This window comes from Sulfitobacter sp. 1A13496 (assembly GCF_043557225.1).
GTDB classification, from domain to species: Bacteria; Pseudomonadota; Alphaproteobacteria; order Rhodobacterales; family Rhodobacteraceae; genus Sulfitobacter; species Sulfitobacter faviae.
This window is the reverse complement of sequence record NZ_JBIFFP010000001.1, coordinates 1,338,865-1,362,018: the sequence shown is the minus strand read 5'-3', so window position 1 is coordinate 1,362,018 and position 23,154 is coordinate 1,338,865. Positions and strand designations below refer to the sequence as shown.

Sequence of the window (23,154 nt, the reverse complement as noted above, 5' to 3'; positions counted from 1 at the left end):
GTAGACCATCTGGTGCCTCTTGACGCCGGGTGGTCCACCACGATAGCCGTTGTTTTGCTGGGGATACCGGCTGAACAGGTGCCTGTAGGAGGAACAGAACCTCCGTGTGGGGGCACCACTTCTTCAGCTATCTCATTGGTATCACTCCAGCTTTTAGCCACTGCTAGGAGCCGTAGACCATGTCGGCTCACGTGACTTCCCCGATCCACTTTCTGAGGATATCCAAAGGGTAACCCTTGCCGTATCCGTGGCCAACGCCATCGGTCTGCCAGCCCCCGATCTGATCCACGATGTCTGCCGGACATTCAACAGCTCTTAGACGATCCCGCATAGAGTGGCGGAAACTGTGCATCGAGCATCCTTTAGGCACGTATTCCTTTAACCATTTGTTCAGCGCAGCACTGGCAGCGTTAGCATTGGTGGTGTCCTTCTTGTTGTAGCGCGGGAAGGCGAACTCAGATGTTGTCTCTTGGGCAAGTATGCGTTGCGCGGCCCACAGAGCTTCTCCTTCAAGCGGCACATCGCGTTCGCTGCCTTTGGTCTTGAGACGACGCCACGAATGGGGACGGACACGCGCAAACAGAGAGCCGTCTGCGGCCCTCATAAAATCGCCACGGGTCATCCCAGCGGCTTCGGCTAGGCGCATCCCGGTGTCCGACACCAGCGCCACAAGCCAGCGTAGGTCGTCATCATGTTCGCGACACTTGGTCTGTACTTTCTTCAGGTCGGCGATTGAGAAGGGTGCCCGATCTGAGACGCCAGCTTCGCGATCATAGTAGACGCCGGTGAATGGGTTGCTCAGGGTGAGACCCTGTTCACTAGCCGCAAAGTTTGTCACGGCTCTGACAGTGCCAAATACCCGTGTCATGCTGCTGCCTGCGAGACCTCGTTTGATCAGCGCATCACGGAAGGCGTTGGCGTCTGCCTTCGTGTAGGCTTCAAGGTGTTTGTCGCCACAGGCGTCGATGACATAGCCACAGGACCTCTCTGCAGCCCTCTGGAAGGTAGCAGGGCGGTTCTTGCCTTTCTGTTTCAAGTAGAGGCCTACAGCTTCGGACAAAAGCACAGATGACGAGTTGACCGTGGGTTGGGGTGCGTTGCTGCCTCCACCGGAAGTTTGTCCCGTCCTGAGCATGTGGTGTCCCGGCAGGTCAGCTTCACGCGAACGCAAAAGATACCAGTACTCGTCGAGCTGCTCAGCGGCTTTCCTTGCCCGCGCCTCCGCGACCCTTGGTGACCTGGTGCGCAGAGAGTACGCGATACGAGAAGAGTAGTAGTGGTGCTTCAGCTCTTTCGGGATTCGGCGGCTGAAGTAGAAAACCCCATCTTTCGTGAAGGTGAACGGGAGTGAAATGGTCTCCGACATGGTCTACGGCTCCTAGCAGTGGCTAAAAGCTGGAGTGATACCAATGAGATAGCTGAAGAAGTGGTGCCCCCACACGGACTCGAACCGCGGACCTACTGATTACAAATCAGTTGCTCTACCAGCTGAGCTATAGGGGCACTGAGGGCTCATTTAGAGAAAGGAGCCGGGGGGTGCAAGAGGGGAAATGCGAGATTCTTTCGGATTTTACACGCGCGCCGGGACGGGCTATTCAACGCCGAGATTTTCAAGGGTAAGCAGAGTATCATGCAGCTCGTTTTGCACACAGGTGTCCATTTCACGGAAGACGAGCGGCTGCTGAAATGCCTGCTGCGCAATCAGAACGATTTCGCCAAGACGGGCGTCAAAGTGCCCGGGCCTAGCACCTATCGCAACCTGTTCCGCGACACGCTCAACGCGATGCATAAGGCGGAGCCGTCGGAGATGGCGCGGGACGTTTTGCTGGATGCGATCCTCGATGATGGGACAGCCAGCCGGGTGATCCTATCGGATGCGAATTTCTTCCGCTCGCCCGCCACGGCCCTGCAAGAAGGCGTGCTTTATCCCGCCGCCGCCGTGCGCATGCTGCGCATGGCGCAGCTTTTCCCCGAAGATGAGATTCGCATCTTTATGGCGATCCGCAATCCCGCCTCCCTCGTGCCGGTGCTTTATGAGAAAGCGGCGGATAAAACCTCGGCCGCGTTCTGGGGGGAGCGGGGGCCGGAGGACCTGCGCTGGTCCGAGACGATTGGCCAGCTGCGCGAGGCGGCGCCGGGGATTCCCATCACCCTGTGGTGCAATGAAGACGCGCCGCTGATCTGGGCGCAGATCATTCGGGAGATGGCGGGGCTGGCGCCCGAGACCAAGATCAAGGGCGGTTTCGATCTTTTGCAGACGATCATGTCGGAGGAGGGGATGAAACGCTTTCGCGGCTATCTCGACACCCACCCCGATATGTCCGAGGCGCAGAAGCGCCGCGTGATCACCGCGTTCCTCGACAAATACGCGCTTGAGGAAGAGATCGAAGAAGAGCTCGACATGCCCGGCTGGACCGAGGAATTGGTCGAGCGAATGACGGCGATCTATGACGCGGATGTCGAGGTCATCCGCGCCATGCCGGGCGTCACCCTGATCGCGCCCTAAGTCCCGGCCAATTCGGTGATCACGTCATAGGCCATGGCCACATCTTCGGCCGTGGCGGTGAAAGCACCTGCCTGAAAGCGGATCACGAATGCTCCGTCGATCCGGGTCTGGGTCAGGTAAATGCGCCCATCGTCGTTGATCCGGTTCAGCAGGTCTTGGTTATGGGCATCTAGATCTTCGGCACCGAGATGGCGGAAGGTGAAGAGCGAGAGCATCGGCTGGGTCACGATCTCGAACCCCTCCGTCGCGTCCAGCCGCGCGGCCAAGTCCTGCGCCCATGTCACATGGTTGCGGATCATCTCGCGCAGCCCCTCCAGCCCATGGGCGCGGATCAGGAACCATAGTTTGAGCGCGCGGAAACGGCGGCCCAGCGGCACGGACCATTCGGAATAGTTCACCACGCCATCCGCGCCATGGGTCTTCAGATACTCCGGCTGAATCGCCAAGGTGCGCACCAGATCATCGGGATTGCGCAAAAAGTGGGTCGTGCAGTCAAACTGCGCCCCCAGCCATTTATGCGGGTTCATCACCACCGAGTCCGCCCGTTCGACCCCGGCCCAAAGGGCGCGGAATTCAGGACAGATCATCGCCGACCCGGCCCAAGCGGCGTCGACATGGGTGTAGAGCGCCTCGGCCTCGGCCACATCCATTACGGCGGCAATGTCATCGCTGGCCCCCGCACTGGTGCCCCCGGTGCAGGCGATGATGCCCGCAGGCAGATGCCCCGCCGCACGGTCGGCGGCGATGGCGGCGCGCAGGGCGTCCGCGTCCATTGCACGGCTCGCCCCTTGGGTCGGAATGCGGACAAGGTTCTCTTCGCCCAACCCCGCGATCCAGATGGCCCGGTCGACCGAGGTATGCACCTCGTCCGAGCAATAGACCCGTAGGCGCGGCTGGCCCGACAGCCCCGCGCGGTTGCCCTGCCAATCAAGCGCGCGTTCGCGCATTGTCAGCACGGCACAAAGCGTGGCGGAGCTGGCGCTGTCTTGGATCACCCCGATAAAGCCATCCGGCAGGCCGATCGCCTGACGCATCCAATCGCAAACCCGGGTCTCCAACTCCGTCGCTGCCGGAGAGGTCTGCCACAGCATGCATTGCGCCGCGATGGCAGAGACGAAATATTCCGCCAGCACCGAGACCGGCGCAGCATTGGCCGGGAAATAGGCAAAGAAGCGGGGGTGCTGCCAATGGGTCATGCCGGGCATGAGGGTCTGTTCGAAATCGTCGAAGATCGCCTGCATCGCCTCGGCCCCTTCGGGCGGGGAATCGGGCAGGGCGGAAAGCACCGCGCCGGGGGCCACTTGCGCGCGCACCGGGCGGTCGCGCAGACCTGCGTGGTAATCGGCGGCCCAATCGGCGGCGCGGCGGCCCCAAGCTCGGAATTCCTCCCAATTCATGCGCCGCTCCCTTGCTGTGGAATTCTGGTTGTCATCCGCATTTCCTGCCCCATGTTGTTGTATTGTCTCACTGTTGTTCCGCTGGGCTTGACCTCTTCAAGAATGTTGTCGCAGCGGCTATGGTGGTCGTCACGCCCTTTTGGGCGGTCTTTGACTTGGTAAGTAGCGATCAGGAAACCGTCAAGAATGGCCCCAATGCCCCCCCTGCGCCGCACTGCCCGCTCCCTTCCGATTGCGCTTTTGCGCGCGCGGGAAAGGGTGATGGGGCCGATCCGCGAGATCTTGAACGAAAGCGGCATCTCGGAACAGAAATTCCGCGTGCTGCGCGTGGTCGAGGAATCCGGCCCAATGGAGCAGACCGCACTGGCGCAGCAGGCCTGTCTGCTGCTGCCGAGCCTGACCCGCATGCTGCGCGCGATGGAGGAGGAGGGGCTGCTCAGCCGTGCCAGCGATCCCGATGACGGGCGCAAATCCATCGTTACGATCACCGATCAGGGCCGTCAGGTGATCCAAGACCACGCGGGCGATGCGGCGGCGCTGTTCTCTGACTTCGAGGCGCGTTTCGGCAAGCAGCGAATGGAAGACCTGCTCGATATGCTCGAAGATCTCGTCAATTTGGACATGCAGAAAAAGACCGACGGGGAAAAGAAAGACTGACGGGAAAGGTGTTGGCGGGCAGGGGGTTAACCCCTTTGCGCCATCCGCCGCACCGCGCAGATCCCCGCCAGCGCCATGCGGCTGCCATCGGCCTCGGTCGCCGGTGCGCCCTGTTGGGAGAGCGCCCGCAGATAAAGCGGCACAGCCCCGCCCGTGCCGATCACCGCCAGCGTTTGCCCCAGCCAATAGGCCCGCGCCGCCGCCAGTTCCGCCCCGATCAAAGTACCCGCCAGCCGCGCCTCTGCGGTGGGTGGCGGGATGTCTTGCAAGGCCAGATCGGCCCGGATGGAAGCCAGCCGCCCCGCCATACGCTCGGGTCGCGACAGCCCATCGCTGAGCGCATCGTCAAAGGCCGTGTCGTCCAGCGCCGTGCCCTCGGCAGGGGTGCCATCGCCCAAAAGGCCCAGCAACTCCCCGGTCAGGAAGGTTTGAAAACTCACCACCTCGCCCGCGCTGATCTGCGCCCAGACTGACGTGGCTCCGGGCAGGCAGATCACCCCGTCCCAGTCTTTGTTGAGGCTCAGAAACCCCGCGATGCGCGTTTCGGCCCCTTGCAGCAGGCCGCTGGGGGTCTGCTGGCGCAGGGGTGGGATGACCTGAAGGTTGAAGTTTTCGGTGGCGACAGCCGTTGTGCGTTCAGCCGTGGCGGCGCAGGGCACCATGCGCGGCGCGGCATCGGTCCTGCCTGCGGGCACGCCAGCGACGAAAACCAGCAGGCGGGGCAGTTGCCACGGCGCGGTGAGCTTAGCGAGCGCGGTGTCGAAGGCCGCGAGGTCGCCGGGTTCGGCAGTCTCGCCATCGCTCGTGGCGCTCTCAAGCACCGATGCGCCCTGCATGGCCCAGACCTGCACTCGCCCCTCGTGAACCTCTACCGCCAGCCAATCTGCATTGCTCAAACCCGTCATCGCGCTGCCCTCGTCGTGGAATGTCTCAACGGCATAGGCCCAATGGCCTGCGGGTTCAACGCGTCCGCTGGACGCGAAAAGACGAACCACCAATTTGCTTCAAGCCTAAAATATTTATTCTTGAATGAAAAAGCGACTCGCCCTAGGCTCCCTTCCAAAGCGAACCAGAGAGGAATTTCGATGCGTGCAATCTGTCTTGGCGGCGGTCCTGCGGGGCTGTACTTCGCGATCTCTCTGAAGCTGCGCCAGCCCGAGGCCGATGTCACCGTTTTGGAGCGCAACCGCCCCGATGACACCTTCGGCTGGGGCGTCGTGCTCTCGGACGAGACGCTGGACAATCTCGAGGCCAATGATCCCGTCTCGGCCAAGGAAATCCGCAGCCACTTCGCCTATTGGGACGACATCGCGCTGCACCACAAGGGCAACACGATCCTCAGCTCCGGCCACGGTTTCTGCGGCATCGGGCGCAAGCGGCTGCTGCTCATTTTGCAGGAGCGGGCCCGCGAATTGGGTGTGAACCTGCAGTTCGAGACCGAGGTGAAGGCCGCATCGGAATACATGGACGACTACGATCTGGTTGTCGCCTCGGACGGTCTGAACTCCAAGACCCGGATGGAATTCGAGGACACTTTCAAGCCCGACATCGACGTGCGCCGCTGCCCCTTCGTTTGGCTCGGCACGCATCAGAAGTTCGACAACGCCTTCACCTTCATCTTCGAGAAGACCGACAAGGGCTGGATCTGGGTTCATGCCTACCAGTTCGACAAGGACACGGCGACTTTCATCGTCGAATGCAGCCAAGAGACCTTCGACGCCTACGGCTTCGGCGAGAAGACGCAGGAAGAGACCATCGCGATCTGCGAAGAGATCTTCAAAGACCACCTCGACGGGCACAAGCTGATGACCAACGCCAGCCACATCCGCGGTTCGGCTTGGATCAAGTTCCCGCGCGTGCTTTGCGAGAAGTGGAGCCACGAGAATGTCGTGCTTCTGGGCGATGCCTCGGCCACCGCACATTTTTCGATCGGCTCGGGCACCAAGCTGGCGCTGGAATCGGCGATTTCGTTGGCGAAACACGTCAGTGATGACGTCGACCTGCCTACCGCATTCGAGAAATACGAAGAGGCCCGCCGCCTCGAAGTGCTGCGCCTGCAATCGGCGGCGCGCAACTCGGTCGAATGGTTCGAGGATGTGGAGCGCTATCTCGATCTGGACCCGGTGCAGTTGAACTACTCCATGCTGACGCGCAGCCAGCGGATCAGCCATGAAAACCTGCGCGAGCGGGACCCCAAATGGCTTGAGGGGGCCGAGAAATGGTTCCTCGAACAGGCCGGGGCCGACACCAATGGCCCGATCCGTGCGCCGATGTTCGCGCCCTTCCGCCTGCGCGACATGAAGCTTGAAAATCGCATCGTCGTCTCGCCCATGGCGCAGTACAAGGCCGTCGACGGCTGCCCCACCGACTGGCATCTCATCCATTACGCCGAACGCGCCAAGGGCGGCGCGGGGCTGGTCTATACCGAGATGACCTGCGTCTCCCCCGAGGGTCGGATCACGCCGGGCTGCCCCGGCCTCTACGCGCCCGAGCACGAGGCGGCGTGGAAGCGGCTTACGGATTTTGTCCATGCCGAGACCGACGCCAAGATCTGCTGCCAGATCGGCCACTCGGGCCGCAAGGGCTCGACCCAGCTGGGCTGGGAGGAGATGGACGCGCCGCTGAAAGCGGGCAATTGGGAGATCATCTCGGCCTCGCCGATCCCGTGGTCGGAAAACAACGCCGTGCCGAAGGAAGCGACACGCGCGGATATGGACCAGATCCGCGACGAATTTGTTGAGGCTGCCCGCATGGCGGAGCGCGCCAATTTCGACATGATCGAACTGCACGCGGCCCATGGTTACCTGATCTCGTCGTTCATCTCGCCTCTGTCGAACCAGCGCGAAGATGAATACGGCGGCAGCCTTGAGAACCGCATGCGCTATCCGCTGGAAGTCTTCCGCGCGATGCGCGACGCATGGCCCGAGGAAAAGCCGATGGCGGTGCGCATCTCGGCCAATGACTGGGTTGAGGAAGACGGCGTCACGCCCGAAGAAGCGGTCGAGATCGCGCGCATGTTCAGTGAGGCCGGGGCCGACATCATCGACGTGTCGGCGGGCCAGACCTCGAAACAGGCCAAGCCGGTCTACGGCCGCATGTTCCAGACGCCGTTCAGCGACCGCATCCGCAACGACGGCGGGATCAAGACCATGGCCGTGGGCAATATCTACGAGGCCGACCACGTGAACTCGATCCTGATGGCGGGCCGCGCTGATCTCGTGTGCCTCGCCCGCCCGCATCTGGCCGACCCCTATTGGACCCTGCACGCCGCCGCCGCCATCGGCGACCGTCACGCCGATTGGCCGCTGCCCTACGGGCCGGGCCGCGATCAAGCTTGGCGTCTGGCGGACCGTGCCGCCGAGATGGAGAAAGTATGAGTCATATCGTCATCACCGGCGGCGGCACCGGCGTGGGGGCCGAGATCGCCCATGCGGTGGCCGCCACCGGCGCCAAGGTGACGATCATGGGCCGCCGCGAAGCCCCCCTGCGCGAGCAGGGGTTGCCGTTCCAGACCTGCGACGTGACCGATCCGGAGGCGGTGCAGGCCGCCTTCGCCGCCGCGCGCGCTGAGAATGGCCCCATCACCGGCGTCGTCGCCAATGCGGGCGCGGCCCATTCCGCGCCTTTTCACAAGATCACCGCGCAGGACATGACCGACATGATGGCGGTCAATGTCACCGGCGTCTTCAACGTTTGGCAGGCGGCACTGGCGGAGATGAAGGAGGCCGGGCAGGGGCGGCTGATCGCCGTGGCCTCCACCGCGGGGCTCAAGGGCTATCCATATGTCGCGGGCTATGTCGCGGCCAAACACGGTGTCGTCGGCCTCACCCGCGCGCTGGCGCTGGAACTGGCGCGCACGGGCATCACCGTGAACGCGATTTGCCCCGGTTTCATCGACACGCCGCTTCTGGAACGCTCGGTCGAGAATATCACCAAGACCACGGGCAAGAACGCCGAGGAGGCCCGCGCCCTGCTGAAACGCGCCAGCCCGCAGAACCGCTTCGTGGAGACTTCCGAGGTCGCCGGCGCCGTGCTCTATCTGCTCTCAGATGCCGCGGCCTCGGTCAACGGCCACGCGCTGGCGCTATCGGGGGGCGAGGTGTGAGCAACGCGGCCAAGGATCGCGTCCGGCTCTGGCTACGGCTGCTGAAAGTGGTGCGCGGGCTGGAGCAGGAGTTGCGCGACAGGCTGCGGCGCGAGCATAACACCACGCTGCCGCGTTTCGATGTGATGTCGGCCCTCTCGCGCCATCCCGAGGGGCTGAAGATGAGCCAGCTTTCCGGCGTGCTGCGGGTGTCCAACGGCAATGTCACCGGCATCGCCGACCGCCTCAGCGAAGAGGGGCTGGTGGAGCGCATCCCCGTGCCGGGCGACCGGCGGGCGATGATGCTGCGGCTGACGCCTGAGGGGGCGGCGCAATTCGCCCGCCAAGCGCAGGCGCATGAAGACTGGATCAACGAAAAACTGCGCGGAATCTCCTCCGAGGAAGCCCGCGCCATGGCGGCCCGCTTGCAAGCTTTCGCCGCCCAAACGGAAGAAGAGGAAAAAGCCAATGCGCAGTGATGTGACGCATTTTCAATGCGAGATCAAAGACCGGATCGCCACCGTGCGGCTCGACCGGCCCGACCGCAAGAACCCGCTGACCTTCGACAGCTACGCCGAGCTGCGCGACTGGTTCCGCGATCTGGTCTATGCCGATGAAGTCGACGTGGTGATCTTCGGCTCCAACGGGGGTAACTTTAGCTCCGGCGGGGATGTACATGATATCATTGGCCCTTTGACCAAGATGAATATGAAGGAGCTGCTGCAATTCACCCGCATGACCGGCGATCTGGTCAAGGCCATCGTGAACTGCGGTAAGCCGGTGATCGCAGCCGTCGACGGTGTCTGTGTCGGCGCAGGCGCGATCATCGCCATGGCCTCGGATCTGCGGCTGGCGACGGCGGAGGCCAAGACGGCCTTCCTCTTCACCCGCGTGGGCCTTGCCGGCTGCGACATGGGCGCCTGCGCGATCCTCCCGCGCATCATCGGCCAGACACGGGCGGCGGAACTGCTTTACACAGGCCGCTCGATGTCGGCCGAAGAGGGCGAACGCTGGGGCTTCTACAACCGTCTGGTGACGGGCGAGACGCTGGAAGACGAAGCCATGACACTCGCCAAGAAAATCCAGGCCGGCCCCAATTTCGCGCATATGATGACCAAGACGATGCTGGCCCAAGAATGGGCCATGTCGATCGAACAGGCGATCGAGGCCGAGGCGCAGGCGCAGGCGATCTGCATGCAAACGGGTGATTTCGAGCGCGCCTACAACGCCTTCGTCGCCAAGGAACGCCCGGTCTTCGAAGGGGACTGAGCCAAATACGAAAGCCAAAAGATAACACGCGGGGAGGCGTAACCATGGCTGACACAAGTTTTCTCGACTGGCCCTTCTTTGAGCCGAGCCACAAGGAACTGGCGCTGAAGCTCGACGACTGGGCCAGGCGCGAACTGAAGAACGTGGATCACGGCGACACCGACGGGGCTTGCCGCGATCTGGTGACGATGATGGGGCAGGACGGCTGGCTGCGCCACAGCGGGGCCGAGGGGGACGAGATGCTCGACGTGCGCACCCTCTGCCTGATCCGCGAGACATTGGCCCGCCACGACGGGCTGGCGGATTTCTCCTTTGCGATGCAGGGACTTGGTACCGGGGCGATCTCGCTCTTCGGGACCGATGAGCAGAAGGCCGAATGGCTGCCCAAGACCCGCTCGGGGCAGGCGATCTCGGCCTTTGCCCTGACCGAGCCGCAGTCCGGCTCGGACGTGGCCAATTCCACCATGACCGCGAAGCCCGACGGCAATGGCTATGTGCTCAACGGGCGCAAGACATGGATCTCCAATGGCGGCATCGCGGATGTCTACACCGTCTTTGCGCGCACCGGGGAGGCGCCGGGCGCCAAGGGGCTTTCCGCCTTTATCGTGCCCGCCGACACGCCGGGACTGAAGGTCGAGGAACGGCTCGAGGTCATGGCCCCGCATCCGCTGGCGACGCTGCATTTCGACGGCGTGAAACTGCCCGGCTCGGCGCTTCTGGGTGAGGCGGGGCGCGGCTTTGCCATCGCCATGTCGGTTCTCGACGTCTTTCGCTCCACCGTGGCCGCTGCGGCCCTCGGCTTTGCCCGCCGCGCGCTGGACGAGGCGCTCACCCGCGTGACCAGCCGTCAGGTGCAGGGCGCGCCCTTGAGCGAGTTGCAGATGGTGCAGGGCCATATCGCGGACATGGCGCTCGACGTCGATGCCGCGGCGCTGCTTGTCTACCGCGCCGCCTGGACCAAGGACAGCGGCGCGCCCCGCGTCACCCGCGAGGCGGCGATGGCCAAGCTCTTTGCCACCGATCAGGCGCAAAAGGTCATCGACAAGGCGGTTCAATTGCACGGCGGCGATGGTGTGCGCAATGGGGAGGCAGTCGAGCGACTTTACCGTGAAATCAGGGCCTTGCGCATTTACGAGGGCGCCTCGGACGTGCAACGTGTTGTCATCGCTCGACAGACTTTGGGAGCCATGTCATGAAGCTGCACCCGACCGGACATGAAGACACATTCGCCCGCGACAACCTGCCGCCCTTCGACCAGTGGCCGGATCTGTTGTTGGAGGGCTTCGATTATCCCGAACGCCTGAATGTCGGCGTCGAACTCACTGATAAAATGGTGGAAAAAGGGTTCGGCGACCATACCGCGCTGATCGGCAACGGGCGGCGGCGGACCTACAAGGAGTTGTCGGACTGGACCAACCGTCTGGCCGCGGCGCTGGTTGAGGATCTGGGCGTGAAGCCGGGCAATCGGGTTTTGATCCGTTCGGCCAACAACCCCGCGATGGTGGCCTGTTGGCTGGCGGCGACCAAGGCAGGCGCGGTGGTGGTCAACACCATGCCGATGCTGCGCGCGGGTGAGCTTTCGGCCATCGTCGACAAGGCCGAGATCACCCATGCGCTCTGCGACACGCGGCTGATGGATGAGATGACGGCCTGCGCCAAGACCTCGAAGTTCCTCAAGACCGTCGCGGGCTTCGACGGTACCAGCAACCACGACGCCGAGCTCGATCGGCTCGCGCTGGAAAAACCGGTTCATTTTGAGGCGGTGGACACCGCGCAGGATGATGTGGCACTCCTCGGATTTACATCAGGAACCACCGGTAACCCCAAGGCAACAATGCATTTTCACCGTGATCTTCTGATCATCGCGGATGGCTATGCGCGCGAGGTGCTCAGCGTCACCCCCGAGGATGTCTTCGTGGGCTCCCCACCCTTGGCCTTCACCTTCGGCCTCGGCGGTCTTGCCGTCTTCCCCCTGCGCTTCGGGGCCGCGGCGACGCTTTTGGAGACCGCCAGCCCGCCCAACATGATCGAGATCATCGAGAAGTACAAAGCCACCGTCTGTTTCACCGCGCCGACCGCCTACCGCGCCATGCTGCGGGCGATGGAGGAGGGCGCGGACCTCAGCAGCCTGCGCGCCGCCGTCTCGGCGGGCGAGACGCTGCCCGCGCCTGTTTACCACGAGTGGCAGGAGAAGACCGGCAAGCCCATGCTCGACGGGATCGGGGCGACGGAGATGCTGCATATCTTCATCTCCAACCGCTTCGACGACCACCGCGCGGCCTGTACCGGCAAGCCCGTGACGGGCTACGAGGCGAAGGTGATCGACGCGGAGGGCAAGGAGGTGCCGCGCGGCGAGGTGGGGCGTCTTGCGGTGCGCGGGCCGATCGGTTGCCGCTATCTGGGCGACAAGCGGCAGGCCGATTACGTCAAGGACGGCTGGAACATCACCGGCGACAGTTTCATCATGGACGAAGACGGCTACCTGCATTTCGCCGCCCGCAACGACGATATGATCATCAGCTCGGGCTACAATATCGCGGGTCCGGAGGTCGAAGCCGCACTTCTAAGCCACCCTTGGGTGAGCGAATGCGGCGTGGTCGCCGCCCCCGACGAGGCCCGCGGCTCCATCGTGCAGGCCCATGTGGTTTTGGTTGAGGGCACGCCAGAAGATGCGAACACCATCAAGACCTTGCAGGATCATGTTAAAGCGACGATTGCGCCTTACAAATACCCACGCGACATCCGTTTCATCAAGGAATTGCCCAAGACCGCGACCGGCAAGATACAGCGTTTCGCGCTGAGAGAGGGCAAATGAGCACGTTCGACGAAGCCTCCAAGGGCGCCAAGATGGATTTCGCCAAGGACAAGTCCTATGGCGATTACCTTGGGCTGGACCAGATCCTGACCACCGAGAACCCGCTCGACATGGCGCATGACGGGCTGCTGTTCATCATCCAGCACCAGACGTCCGAGCTTTGGATGAAGCTTGCCATCCACGAGCTGACGGCCTGTCGAGAGGCCCTGCAGGCCGGCGATTTGCGGCCTAGTTTCAAGATGTTGACCCGCGTGGCAAGGATCTTTGAACAGCTCAATTCCGCCTGGGACGTGCTGCGCACCATGACGCCCAGCGAATACACGCAGTTCCGCCCCTACCTTGGCGCGTCCTCGGGCTTCCAGTCCTATCAGTATCGCTTGATCGAATATCTTCTGGGCAACCGCATCGCCGCGCTGACCAAGCTGCACGAACACACGCCCGAGCCGCACGCGGCGCTTGTGGCGGAGATGCAGCAGCCGAGCCTTTATCAGGTGGCGGTCGATCTGCTTTGTGACCGGATGGGGGTGCCCTCGCTCGCCGGCCAGCCCGAACCGCGTGCATGGGAGGCTAAGCAGGAGGTGCAAGACCTCTGGCATAAGGTTTATGAAGACCCGTCAACCCATTGGGAACTCTACGAATTGGCCGAGAAGCTCGTCGATCTCGAGGATTACTTCCGCCGCTGGCGGTTCAACCACGTCACCACCGTGGAACGCATCATCGGATTCAAGCGTGGCACGGGCGGCACCTCGGGTGTGACCTACCTGCGCAAAATGCTCGAGGTGGAGCTCTTCCCCGAGCTTTGGCATGTGAGAGGAGCACTGTAAGTGTCTGCTTTGAAAAAAGATCAGTTTGTTCTGCCTGAGGGTGTTATCTATCTTGATGGCAATTCGTTAGGGCCGTTGCCCAAAGCCGCTGCTGCGCGGGTACAAGAGATGATCGCGGACGAATGGGGCGAGATGCTGATCCGGGGCTGGAACCAAGCCGGTTGGATGGAGCAGCCCGCTCGCGTCGGCAATATGGTGGCCGGGATCGTCGGCGCGCCGGAAGGTTCGGTCGTCATGGGCGACACGCTCTCGATCAAAGTATTTCAGGCGCTGGCCTCGGCGCTGAAACTGCGTCCTGGCCGCAGGGTGATCCTGTCAGACAAGGGCAATTTCCCGTCGGACCTCTACATGGCGGAAGGCTTGGTCGGCCTCTTGGAGCAGGGCTATGAGTTGCGCGCCGTGGCCCCCGAGGAAGTGACCGAGGCCATCGGCGAGGACATCGCCGCCGTCATGCTCACAGAAGTCGACTACCGCACCGGCCGCAAGCACGACATGAAGGCGATTACCGAACTCGCCCATGCCAATGGCGCGGTGATGATTTGGGATCTGGCGCATTCAGCGGGTGCGTTGCCGGTCGATCTCGCAGGCTCCAATTGCGAATTCGCTGTGGGCTGTACCTACAAATATCTCAACGGTGGCCCCGGCGCGCCGGGCTTTATCTACGTTCGCCCCGATCTGGCCGACAGCGTGCAACCGGCGTTGGCGGGCTGGCTGGGGCATCGCCAGCCCTTTGCCTTTGAGCAGAATTACCAGCCCGGACAGGGGATCGAACGGATGCGTGTCGGCACGCCGCCTGTGATCCAACTGACCGCACTGGAAGTGGCGATGGAGCTCTGGGCTGATGTCGACATGCAAGAGCTGCGCGCGGCTTCGATCGCGCTGCAAGAGCAGTTCATCGAAGAGATCGAGCGCGATGTGCCGCAGCTGACGCTCGCCAGCCCGCGCAACAGTGCCGAACGTGGCAGCCAGGTCTCCTTCCGCTTCGACGAAGGCTATGCCGCAATGCAGGCGGTGATCGACCGTGGCGTGATCGGCGATTTCCGCGCGCCCGACATCATGCGTTTTGGCTTCACGCCGCTATATATCGACGCCGAGGATGTCTCCAAGGCCGTCGCGATCATCCGCGACGTGATGGAGAACCGCTTCTGGGACAACGAAAAATACAAGACCCGCGCGCGTGTGACCTGACAGTATCAGGCGCAGGCGTTAAGCTGGCAAAACGATCCAACAAAACGGGCCCGGCAAAGAGGCCCAAATCAACCAAGGGAGACTGAAATGAAGATGAAATCACTGGTGATGGCGGCCTCGGTCGCGGCATTGGCGGCAGGCGGCGCATGGGCCGAAGAGGGCAAGGTGAAGGTCGGCATGATCACCACGCTCTCGGGCGGCGGCGCGGGCCTTGGCATCGACGTGCGCGACGGCTTCCTGCTGGCGACCAAGATGGCGGGCAATGAGAACCTCGAAGTCGTGGTCGAAGACGACCAGCGCAAGCCCGAGATCGCGGTTCAGCTAGCCGACAAGATGATCCAGTCCGAGAAGGTCGACGTCATGACCGGCATCATCTGGTCCAACCTCGCCATGGCCGTGGTGCCGGCGGCGACGGCGCAGGGCAAATTTTACCTCTCGCCCAACGCCGGTCCCTCGGCGCTGGCGGGCAAGGGCTGCAACCCGCTTTACTTCAACGTGGCTTGGCAGAACGACAACCTGCATGAGGCTGCGGGCGCCTATGCAAATGACGCGGGCTACGCGAACACCTTCATGCTGGCGCCGAATTACCCGGCGGGCAAGGACGCGCTGACCGGCTACAAACGCACCTATGAGGGCGAAGCGGCGGGCGAGGTCTATACCGATCTGGGCCAGACCGACTACGCCGCCGAGATCGCACAAATCCGCGCCTCGGGCGCCGACAGCGTCTTCTTCTTCCTGCCCGGCGGCATGGGGATTTCCTTCCTCAAGCAATACGCCAATTCGGGCGTGGAACTGCCGGTGGTGGGTCCGGCCTTCAGCTTTGATCAGGGCATCCTTCAGGCCGTGGGCGAAGCCGCTGTTGGGATCAAGAACACCAGCCAGTGGAACAAAGACCTCGACAACGCGGCCAACAAGACCTTTGTCGAAGCCTTTCAGGAGGAATACGACCGTCTGCCCTCGCTCTACGCAAGCCAGGGCTATGACACCGCGAACCTGCTGTTGAGCGCGATGGAAAAGGCCGATGTGTCGGATGCCGAGGCCTTTGGCGCGGCGCTGAAAGAGGCTGATTTCGACAGCGTGCGGGGCAAATTCTCTTTTGGTAACAACAACCACCCGATCCAAGACTACTACGTGCGCGAAGTGGTCAAGGAGGGCGATGTCTATACCAACAAGCTCATTGGCCCCTCGCTGACCGATCACGCTGACGCCTACGCGGCCGACTGCAAGATGTAATCCCGCGCGGCCCCGGCGCTGATTTCGGTCACGCCGGGGCCGACAAACTAACGCTTTCACGCTGGGCTTCGTCCGGCGCGCCGGGAGGCTTTGCCAAATGTCATTCATCCTGCTCGTCGAACAGGTGCTGAACGGGGTCCAATCCGGGGTCATGTTGTTTCTCATGGCCGCCGGGCTCACGCTCATCTTCGGGGTCATGGGGCTCATTAACCTCGCCCATGGTTCGCTCTACATGGTCGGCGCCTTTGCCGCCGCGGCGGTGGCGGCGGCCACCGGGTCTTTCCTTCTTGCGCTGGTGGCCGCACTTGCCGCTGCCGCCTTAGCGGGCTGCCTGATCGAGATGACGGTGATCCGTCGCCTTTATGACCGCGACCACCTCGATCAGGTTCTGGCGACCTTCGCGATGATCCTGATCTTTTCCGAGGGCACGCGCTTCTTCTTCGGCTCCTTCCCGCTGTTTCTCGACATTCCCGCCGCGCTGGCGGGGCCGGTGACGCTGCCGGGCGGCATCCAGTATCCGCTTTACCGCCTTGTCATCATCGGCGTGGGGCTTGCCATCGCCGCCGGTCTCTTCCTGCTGATCGCCCGCACCCGCATCGGCATCCAGATCCGCGCGGGCGAGGCCGACCGCGAGATGATCGCGGCGCTCGGCGTCGACATCGCCAAGCTCTACACGCTGGTCTTCGCGCTCGGGGCCGCCCTTGCGGGGCTCGCCGGGGCGTTGGTGGGCGCGATCCAGTCGGTGCAAGTGGGCATGGGCGAGCCGGTGCTGATCCTTGCCTTCGTGGTGATCGTCATCGGCGGCATCGGCTCGATCAAGGGCGCACTTATCGGCGCGCTGCTGGTGGGGCTGACGGACACGCTGGGCTCGGTCCTGCTGCCGCTGTTCTTTGCCAATTTCATGGAGGCTTCGGCGGCCACCTCCGTCGGCTCCTCGCTCGCCTCCATGTCAATTTACATTCTCATGGCGGGGGTTCTTCTGTTCAAGCCCACCGGCCTGTTTGGGGAGGCCTGAGCCATGATGCGCGAAACACTTGTAAACGTCTTTCTCTTCCTGCTCCTGCCGGTCACGGCGCTGGCGGCCTTCGCGCTGGACGAGCCTTTCATCATCACGCTGGCCACCAAGGCCGCGATCCTCGCCCTTGCCGGCGTGGGGCTGAACATCGCGCTTGGTCTCGGCGGGCTGGTGAGCTTCGGCCACGCCGCCTTCTTCGGTCTTGGCGGCTACGCCATGGGCATCCTCGCCGCCCATGCGCAAAGCTACACGCCGATCATGGAGAGCCCTTTCCTGATCGAGGGCACGAAGTCGATGCCCATCATCTGGCTGGTGGCGATCGTGGTCTCCGCGCTGGCGGCACTGCTGATCGGGGCGCTGTCTTTGCGTACCTCGGGGGTCTATTTCATCATGGTCACGCTCGCCTTCGGGCAGATGCTTTTCTACTTCTCGATCTCCTGGCCGGCCTATGGCGGCGAGGACGGGCTGTCTATCTATGTGCGCAACGGCTTTCCGGGGCTGAACACGCTTGATCCGCTGACCTTCTTTGCCATCGCCTTTGCCGTGCTGGCGCTAGTGCTGCTCATGGCGGGCCGTCTGGCGCGCGCGCCCTTTGGCTTGGCACTCTCGGCAGCCCGCCAGAATGCCGAGCGGGTCGAGGCCGTGGGTCTCGCACCCTTCCGCCTGCGGCTGGTGGCCTTTGTCATCTCGGGGGCTGTCACCGGACTGGCGGGCGCGCTTTTCGCCGATCTCAATCGTTTCGTGAGCCCGACGATGTTCTCGTGGCAGACCTCGGGCGAGATCATGATTTTCGTGATCCTCGGCGGGGTGGGGCGGCTGTTTGGCCCGGTGGCCGGGGCGGCGCTGTTTATCCTGTTGGAGCATGTCTTGGGCGGGTTGTCGGAGTTCTGGCACATCTACCTTGGCTTCCTGCTGCTGATGGTGGTGCTCTTTGCCCGGGGCGGCATGATCGGCCTCATCGCCGGACGGGAGGTGGCCCATGACTGAGCGGATGACTGAAGTACTTTTGGACGTGCGCAACCTGCACAAGAGCTTCGGCGCCTTGAAGGCCACGGATGATGTCTCCATCACCCTGCGCCCGGGCGAGATCCATGCGCTCATCGGCCCCAACGGGGCGGGCAAGTCGACGCTGATCAAGCAGATCGCGGGCGGGCTGCGCTCGGACAGTGGTTCGGTGCATTTCGCGGGGCAGGACGTGACGCCGCTCAGCACGGTGCAGCGTGCGCGGGCCGGGCTGGGGCGGACCTTCCAGATCTCCTCGCTGGCGATGGAATACACGGTGCTGCAAAACGCGGTGCTGGGCGCGCTTGGCCAATCGGGCCGGGTGATGCGTTTCTTCGCCCCGGTGATGCGGCAGGCGGCGTTGCGGGCCGAGGCGATGCGCGCGCTGGAACTGGTGGGGCTTGCCGATCACGCGGCCAAGCGCACATCGGACCTGTCGCACGGCCAACGCCGCCAGCTTGAGGTCGCCGTGGCGCTCACTTTGCGGCCCAAGGTGTTCCTGATGGACGAACCGATGGCCGGGCTTGGCGCAAGCGGCTCTCGCGAGATGACCGGCTTTCTTGACGGCCTTCGGGCCGAGGCGCCGATCCTGCTGGTAGAGCATGACATGGACGCGGTCTTTGCACTCGCCGACCGCATCTCGGTGCTGGTCTACGGCCGCATCATCGCCAGCGGCACGGCGGCCGAGATCAAGGCCGATCCACAGGTCCGCGTGGCCTATCTGGGCGAGGAGGACGCGGCATGAGCCTGCTGGAACTGAAGGACATCACCGCCTCCTACGGGCCGACACAGGCGCTTTTCGGCGTCGATCTGGCGCTGAAGGCGGGCGAGGTCTGCGCGCTGATGGGGCGCAACGGGATGGGCAAATCATCGACCATCAAGGTGATCTGCCGGATGCTGAAGCACAGCGGTGGCAGCCTGCGCCTGAATGGGCGCGACATCGCGGGGCTGCCGTCGTTTCGCGCCGCACAGGCCGGGGTGGGGCTGGTGCCCGAGGGGCGGCGCTGTTTCGCGACGCTGACGGTGCATGAAAACCTCATCGCCGCCGCGCGCCCCGGCCCATGGGATGAGGCGCGTGTGGTCAAGCTCTTCCCCCGCTTGGGGGAGCGGCGGGATCAGGCGGCAGGCTCGCTCTCGGGCGGGGAGCAGCAGATGCTGGCGATTGGCCGCGCGCTGATGACCAACCCGCAACTCCTGTTGTTGGATGAGGCGACCGAGGGGCTGGCCCCGGTGGTGCGTCAAGAAATCTGGGCCGCCGTGGCCGAGCTGAAGCGCGACAGCGGTCTGGCGCTTCTGGTGGTGGACAAATCCCTCGCCGAGCTGCGGCGCGTGGCCGATCACGCCGTCATCCTCGAACGGGGCCGCTCGGTCTGGGCCGGTCCGATGCCTGCGCTCGATACTCAAATCGCCGACCAATTCCTCGGCGTGTGACTGTTAACAAAAAGGAACACGACATGTCGCATCAAATCATTCAGCCCGAAGGTTGGGCCCCCGCAAAAGGCTATGCAAACGGCGTGCTGAGCGCGGATGGTCATCTGTTCGTCGGCGGTCAGATCGGCTGGACCGCCGAGCAGAAGTTTGAATGCCACGATTTCATCGGCCAGATGAAACAGGCGCTGCAAAACATCCGCGACGTGGTCGAAGCCGCCGGCGGCACGCCCGAGGATATCACCCGGCTGACGTGGTATGTCACGGATAAGAAAGAATATCTCGCTGCGCAAAAGGACGTGGGCCGCGCCTATCGCGAGGTCATGGGCAAGCATTTCCCAGCCATGGCGATGGTGGTCGTCGCCGGTCTGGTCGAAGATGAGGCCAAGCTTGAGATCGAAGCCGACGCGGTGATCGCGCGCTAAGCCAAGCCGCCGTCGGGGTCACCCCCGGCGGCGCAGCGCCGGAAGGGCCGCCGAACAGGCCGAGGAAAGCGCAAAGAGACCCGCCGCGATGCTGACGATGCTGGGTCCCGTGGGCGTGTCGAACTCCAGCGAGGCCAGCAGCCCCCCAAGGGCCGCCACCGCGCCCAGACCCATGGCCCAAAAAGCCATGGTTTCCGGGGTGCGGGCAAAGGGGCGGGCAGTGGCGGCGGGGATGATCAGCATCGCCGCGATCAGCAGCGCGCCGACCACTTTGATCGCCACGGCTACCATGATTGCCAGCGCCAGCGTCAGAATCAACTGCTCCCGGCGCGGATTGCCGCCCGCGGCCTGCGCCAGATCGGGGTTCAGCGTCGCCGCCAGCAGCGCCGACCACCGCCAGGCCAGCAAAAGCGCCACCGCCACGGCACCGCCCCAGATCACGCCAAGGTCAAAGCGCGTTACGGCGAGGATTTCACCAAAGAGGTAGGACGACAGATCGACCCGCTGTCCCGGCAGCAGTGAGACAGCCACCAAACCAAGCGCCAGTGCTGAATGGGCCATCACGCCCAAAAGCGCGTCGGCGCTGACATTGCGGCCCGACAGCGTGCTGATCACCAGCGCCATGACGAGCGCCACTAAAAGCACGCCCGCGGTGATCGGCAGATCGGTCGCCAGCGCCAGTGCCACGCCCAAGAGGGCAGCATGGCTGGTGGCATCGCCGAAATAGGCCATGCGCCGCCAGATCACGAAACAGCCCAAAGGGGCGGCGGCCAGCGCCACGCCCAATCCAGCGAGAGCGGCGCGCAGAATGAAATCGTCAAGCATTCTCAGTCTCTTGGTGGTGGCCGTCACAGGCGGCGCCGTGATGGTGGTGGTGATGGTCGTGATCGTGCCGGTAGAGCGCCAGCGCCCCTTGGGTGCCGCTGCCAAAGAGGGCGCGGTATTCGGGCGCTTCGGAGACGGTCTCGGGCGTGCCTTCGCAGCAGACATGGCCGTTGAGGCAGAGCACTCGGTCGCTGGCCGCCATGACGACATGCAGATCGTGGCTGACCATCAGTACGGCGCAACCGAGGTCTTGGCGCACGGCTTCGATCTGGCGGTAAAAGGCGGCGGAGCCGGGCTGGTCCAGCCCCTGCGTCGCCTCGTCGAGGATCAGCAGATCGGGCCTTTCCAGCAGGGCGCGGGCCAGCAGCACGCGTTGGAATTGCCCGCCCGACAGGTCGACCATCTGCCGCTCTGCCAGTTCCGGCACGCCAGCGGTGGCCAGCGCGTCGCGGATCGCTTCGGGCTTTTGGCGGCGGGGCAGGTTGATGAAACGGCGCACGGTGAGCGGCAGGGTCGCGTCGATCTGCAATTTTTGCGGCACATAGCCGATGCGCAGCCCCGGTTTGCGGGTGATCTTGCCCGCCGCCGGTTTCAACGCGCCGATCAGCGCGCGCAGCAGGCTGGATTTGCCCGACCCGTTGGGGCCGACGATGGTGACGATCTCACCAGTGTCGATATTGAAGTTCACGTCGCGCAGGGCGATCTGACCGTCGTGGCGCAGGGTCAGGCCGCGGGTATTGATCAGGCTCATGCACCGGGCTCCTGACAAGCGGGGCAGAGGCCCTCGGCCTCGACCACGCTGCGCTCAATGCGGAACCCTGCGGCGCGGGCGGCATCCCCAAGGCGGCTTTTGTTCGGGGTTGTATCGGCCTCCGCCACCGAGCGGCAGCTGCGACAGATCAGAAAGGCGGGCGCGTGATCCTCGCCCGGGTGCACACAGCCAACATAAGCGTTGAGCGCTTCGATCTTATGGGCAAGCCCGGCTTTCACCAGAAAATCCAAGGCGCGATAGGCCACGGGGGGCTGCGCGCCCAGCCCCTCGGCTGACAGGCGGGCGAGCAGGTCATAGGCGCCCAAGGCGCGGTGTTCCGACAGCAGGATCTCCAGCGCGCGGCGGCGCACCGGGGTCAGCCGCAGCCCGCGTTCGGCGCATTGCGCTTCGGCCACCTGCATGGTGCTCCGTACGCAGGCGGCGTGGTCATGATCACTAAATCCTATGGGGCGCATGGGGAACCTCAATTCGTTTCGGTATTGATATGTTATAACAGCGGTGTTAGCAAGGTGATACTATAACATTTTGAAGGTCTGCCATGTATCGTTTCACGCTCCCCGCCGCCGTTCTCGCCGCTGCCGCGTCGCCGCTTTGGGCGGATGTCCCCGCCGTTGCGACAGATATCGCCCCGGTGCATGGGCTGGTGTCGCAGGTGATGGAAGGGGTCGGCACGCCCGACCTCATCGTGCCGCCGCGCAGCTCGCCCCATGGCTATGCCATGCGCCCCTCCGAGGCACGCGCGCTGAGCGGGGCCGATCTGGTCGTCTGGGTCGGCCCGTCGCTGACCCCATGGCTGGCCGATCCGCTGCAATCGCTGGCCAGCAGCGCCAGCCATCTGGCCTTGATGGAGCAGCCCCGTACGCGGGTTCTGGCCTTCCGCGAAGGGGCGACCTTTGAGCCGCATAGCCACGGTGACGAGGGGCATGAGGGTCATGATCACGCCGAGGAAGGGGATGACCACGGTCATGACCACGAGGAACATGACCACGAAGAGCATGGTCACGAGGAACATGACGAAGAGCATGACCACGGCGACCACGACCACGATCACGAGGCGCATGACCACGAGGGGCACGACCACGGGGATCATGACGATCACGGACATGGCGAGAAGGATCACGACGACCACGGCCATGACGACCACGATCATGAGGACCACGGCCATGAAGGTCACGATCACGCCCATGACGGCGACGATCCCCACGTCTGGCTCGACCCGCGCAACGGGCAGCTTTGGCTGGGCCAGATCGCCGAGGCGCTGGCGGAGCTAGACCCTGAGAACGCCGCGCAATACCGTGAGAACGCCGAGGCCGCTCAGGCCGAGCTTGCAGTCTTGGAGGAAGACATCGCCGAGACTCTCGCCCCGGTCAAAGAACGCCCCTTCATCGTCTTCCATGACGCCTACCACTATTTCGAAGCGCGTTTCGACATCGAAGCCCGTGGTGCCATCAGCGAAAATGACGCCCGCGCCCCGGGAGCTGCGCGTGTAGCAGAACTGCGCGACTTGGTGGCCGAGAGCGGCGCGAAATGCGTCTTTGCCGAGCCACAGTTCAACCCCGGCCTGATTGCCGCCGTGACCGAAGGCCAGGAGACCGGGACCGGCACGCTCGACCCGATCGGCGCGGATCTGGAACTGGGTGTTTCTTTCTACCCCGATCTGCTGCGCGGCATGGCGCAGAGCATGTCTGACTGCCTGTCGGATTGATTTAGGCGC

General features: G+C 63.6%; 23 protein-coding genes and 1 tRNA gene. 17 read left to right on the top strand and 7 right to left on the bottom strand.

Annotated elements, in window-relative coordinates:
* Positions 1-187: 187 nt before the first annotated feature.
* Complete coding sequence (locus ACGYLX_RS06730) at positions 188-1,366, bottom strand: DUF6538 domain-containing protein (protein ID WP_394448057.1); 1,179 nt, start codon at positions 1,364-1,366, stop codon at positions 188-190.
* 61 nt (positions 1,367-1,427) lie between these two features.
* Positions 1,428-1,503, bottom strand: a tRNA-Thr gene (locus ACGYLX_RS06725).
* A 127-nt stretch (positions 1,504-1,630) separates the two neighbouring features.
* Here ACGYLX_RS06725 and ACGYLX_RS06720 point away from each other — a divergent pair.
* Positions 1,631-2,506 (top strand): hypothetical protein, encoded by an 876-nt coding sequence (locus ACGYLX_RS06720; RefSeq protein WP_394433890.1) that lies wholly within the window; start codon positions 1,631-1,633, stop codon positions 2,504-2,506.
* On the opposite strand, the gene ACGYLX_RS06715 is transcribed toward ACGYLX_RS06720, so the two are convergent.
* Positions 2,503-3,903: a pyridoxal phosphate-dependent decarboxylase family protein gene (locus tag ACGYLX_RS06715; protein ID WP_394448056.1), complete on the bottom strand. Its 1,401-nt coding sequence runs from the start codon at positions 3,901-3,903 to the stop codon at positions 2,503-2,505. The two genes, ACGYLX_RS06720 and ACGYLX_RS06715, sit on opposite strands and share 4 nt — an antisense overlap.
* Before the next feature lie 186 nt (positions 3,904-4,089).
* Between ACGYLX_RS06715 and hpaR the strand changes: the two genes are divergently transcribed.
* Positions 4,090-4,560, top strand: a complete 471-nt coding sequence (gene hpaR / locus ACGYLX_RS06710; RefSeq protein ID WP_322329627.1) for a homoprotocatechuate degradation operon regulator HpaR — start codon at positions 4,090-4,092, stop codon at positions 4,558-4,560.
* 26 nt (positions 4,561-4,586) lie between these two features.
* Here hpaR and ACGYLX_RS06705 read toward each other — a convergent pair whose 3' ends face one another.
* On the bottom strand, positions 4,587-5,555 hold the full coding sequence (locus ACGYLX_RS06705) for a 2-dehydro-3-deoxygalactonokinase (RefSeq protein ID WP_394448055.1): 969 nt from the start codon (positions 5,553-5,555) through the stop codon (positions 4,587-4,589).
* A gap of 90 nt (positions 5,556-5,645) precedes the next feature.
* Here ACGYLX_RS06705 and ACGYLX_RS06700 point away from each other — a divergent pair, with 90 nt between their 5' ends.
* The 14 genes from ACGYLX_RS06700 to ACGYLX_RS06635 all read left to right on the top strand — a co-directional run bounded on the left by ACGYLX_RS06700 (position 5,646) and on the right by ACGYLX_RS06635 (position 19,843).
* A complete protein-coding gene (locus tag ACGYLX_RS06700; protein ID WP_394448054.1) occupies positions 5,646-7,937 on the top strand; it encodes a bifunctional salicylyl-CoA 5-hydroxylase/oxidoreductase in 2,292 nt (763 codons plus the stop codon).
* A complete protein-coding gene (locus tag ACGYLX_RS06695; protein WP_271689825.1) occupies positions 7,934-8,665 on the top strand; it encodes an SDR family NAD(P)-dependent oxidoreductase in 732 nt (243 codons plus the stop codon). The genes ACGYLX_RS06700 and ACGYLX_RS06695 overlap by 4 nt, the downstream gene beginning before the upstream one ends.
* Complete coding sequence (locus ACGYLX_RS06690) at positions 8,662-9,123, top strand: MarR family winged helix-turn-helix transcriptional regulator (protein WP_271689827.1); 462 nt, start codon at positions 8,662-8,664, stop codon at positions 9,121-9,123. Before ACGYLX_RS06695 ends, ACGYLX_RS06690 begins: the two co-directional genes overlap by 4 nt.
* On the top strand, positions 9,113-9,913 hold the full coding sequence (locus tag ACGYLX_RS06685; RefSeq protein ID WP_394448053.1) for an enoyl-CoA hydratase family protein: 801 nt from the start codon (positions 9,113-9,115) through the stop codon (positions 9,911-9,913). Before ACGYLX_RS06690 ends, ACGYLX_RS06685 begins: the two co-directional genes overlap by 11 nt.
* Before the next feature lie 44 nt (positions 9,914-9,957).
* A complete protein-coding gene (locus ACGYLX_RS06680) occupies positions 9,958-11,109 on the top strand; it encodes an acyl-CoA dehydrogenase family protein (protein ID WP_394448051.1) in 1,152 nt (383 codons plus the stop codon).
* Positions 11,106-12,728 (top strand): AMP-binding protein, encoded by a 1,623-nt coding sequence (locus tag ACGYLX_RS06675; protein ID WP_394448049.1) that lies wholly within the window; start codon positions 11,106-11,108, stop codon positions 12,726-12,728. Before ACGYLX_RS06680 ends, ACGYLX_RS06675 begins: the two co-directional genes overlap by 4 nt.
* Positions 12,725-13,552 (top strand): tryptophan 2,3-dioxygenase, encoded by an 828-nt coding sequence (locus tag ACGYLX_RS06670; protein ID WP_394448047.1) that lies wholly within the window; start codon positions 12,725-12,727, stop codon positions 13,550-13,552. The genes ACGYLX_RS06675 and ACGYLX_RS06670 overlap by 4 nt, the downstream gene beginning before the upstream one ends.
* On the top strand, positions 13,553-14,740 hold the full coding sequence (kynU, locus tag ACGYLX_RS06665) for a kynureninase (protein ID WP_394448045.1): 1,188 nt from the start codon (positions 13,553-13,555) through the stop codon (positions 14,738-14,740).
* A gap of 87 nt (positions 14,741-14,827) precedes the next feature.
* Positions 14,828-15,973: an ABC transporter substrate-binding protein gene (locus ACGYLX_RS06660; RefSeq protein WP_209218724.1), complete on the top strand. Its 1,146-nt coding sequence runs from the start codon at positions 14,828-14,830 to the stop codon at positions 15,971-15,973.
* A 97-nt stretch (positions 15,974-16,070) separates the two neighbouring features.
* The gene (locus tag ACGYLX_RS06655; RefSeq protein WP_136720382.1) at positions 16,071-16,988 is read left to right on the top strand and encodes a branched-chain amino acid ABC transporter permease; all 918 of its coding nucleotides are present in this window, start codon (positions 16,071-16,073) and stop codon (positions 16,986-16,988) included.
* Between the two features lie 3 nt (positions 16,989-16,991).
* Positions 16,992-17,975 carry a branched-chain amino acid ABC transporter permease gene (locus ACGYLX_RS06650; RefSeq protein WP_394448043.1) on the top strand — a complete coding sequence of 328 codons (984 nt, stop codon included), beginning with the start codon at positions 16,992-16,994 and terminating at the stop codon, positions 17,973-17,975.
* A 4-nt stretch (positions 17,976-17,979) separates the two neighbouring features.
* On the top strand, positions 17,980-18,735 hold the full coding sequence (locus tag ACGYLX_RS06645) for an ABC transporter ATP-binding protein (RefSeq protein WP_394448106.1): 756 nt from the start codon (positions 17,980-17,982) through the stop codon (positions 18,733-18,735).
* Positions 18,732-19,421, top strand: coding sequence for an ABC transporter ATP-binding protein (locus ACGYLX_RS06640; protein ID WP_394448041.1), 690 nt, complete (start codon positions 18,732-18,734; stop codon positions 19,419-19,421). The genes ACGYLX_RS06645 and ACGYLX_RS06640 overlap by 4 nt, the downstream gene beginning before the upstream one ends.
* A 23-nt stretch (positions 19,422-19,444) precedes the next feature.
* Positions 19,445-19,843 carry a RidA family protein gene (locus ACGYLX_RS06635; protein WP_067267516.1) on the top strand — a complete coding sequence of 133 codons (399 nt, stop codon included), beginning with the start codon at positions 19,445-19,447 and terminating at the stop codon, positions 19,841-19,843.
* A gap of 18 nt (positions 19,844-19,861) precedes the next feature.
* Here the strand turns inward: ACGYLX_RS06635 and ACGYLX_RS06630 are convergent, their stop codons facing one another.
* The 3 genes from ACGYLX_RS06630 to ACGYLX_RS06620 are packed head-to-tail and all read right to left on the bottom strand — an operon-like array spanning position 19,862 to position 21,895.
* Positions 19,862-20,668 (bottom strand): metal ABC transporter permease, encoded by an 807-nt coding sequence (locus ACGYLX_RS06630; protein ID WP_394448039.1) that lies wholly within the window; start codon positions 20,666-20,668, stop codon positions 19,862-19,864.
* Positions 20,661-21,419 carry a metal ABC transporter ATP-binding protein gene (locus tag ACGYLX_RS06625; RefSeq protein ID WP_394448037.1) on the bottom strand — a complete coding sequence of 253 codons (759 nt, stop codon included), beginning with the start codon at positions 21,417-21,419 and terminating at the stop codon, positions 20,661-20,663. Before ACGYLX_RS06625 ends, ACGYLX_RS06630 begins: the two co-directional genes overlap by 8 nt.
* Positions 21,416-21,895, bottom strand: coding sequence for a Fur family transcriptional regulator (locus ACGYLX_RS06620; protein ID WP_067267520.1), 480 nt, complete (start codon positions 21,893-21,895; stop codon positions 21,416-21,418). The genes ACGYLX_RS06625 and ACGYLX_RS06620 overlap by 4 nt, the downstream gene beginning before the upstream one ends.
* An 83-nt stretch (positions 21,896-21,978) precedes the next feature.
* Here ACGYLX_RS06620 and ACGYLX_RS06615 point away from each other — a divergent pair, with 83 nt between their 5' ends.
* The gene (locus ACGYLX_RS06615) at positions 21,979-23,145 is read left to right on the top strand and encodes a zinc ABC transporter substrate-binding protein (RefSeq protein ID WP_394448035.1); all 1,167 of its coding nucleotides are present in this window, start codon (positions 21,979-21,981) and stop codon (positions 23,143-23,145) included.
* Positions 23,146-23,154 lie beyond the last annotated feature (9 nt).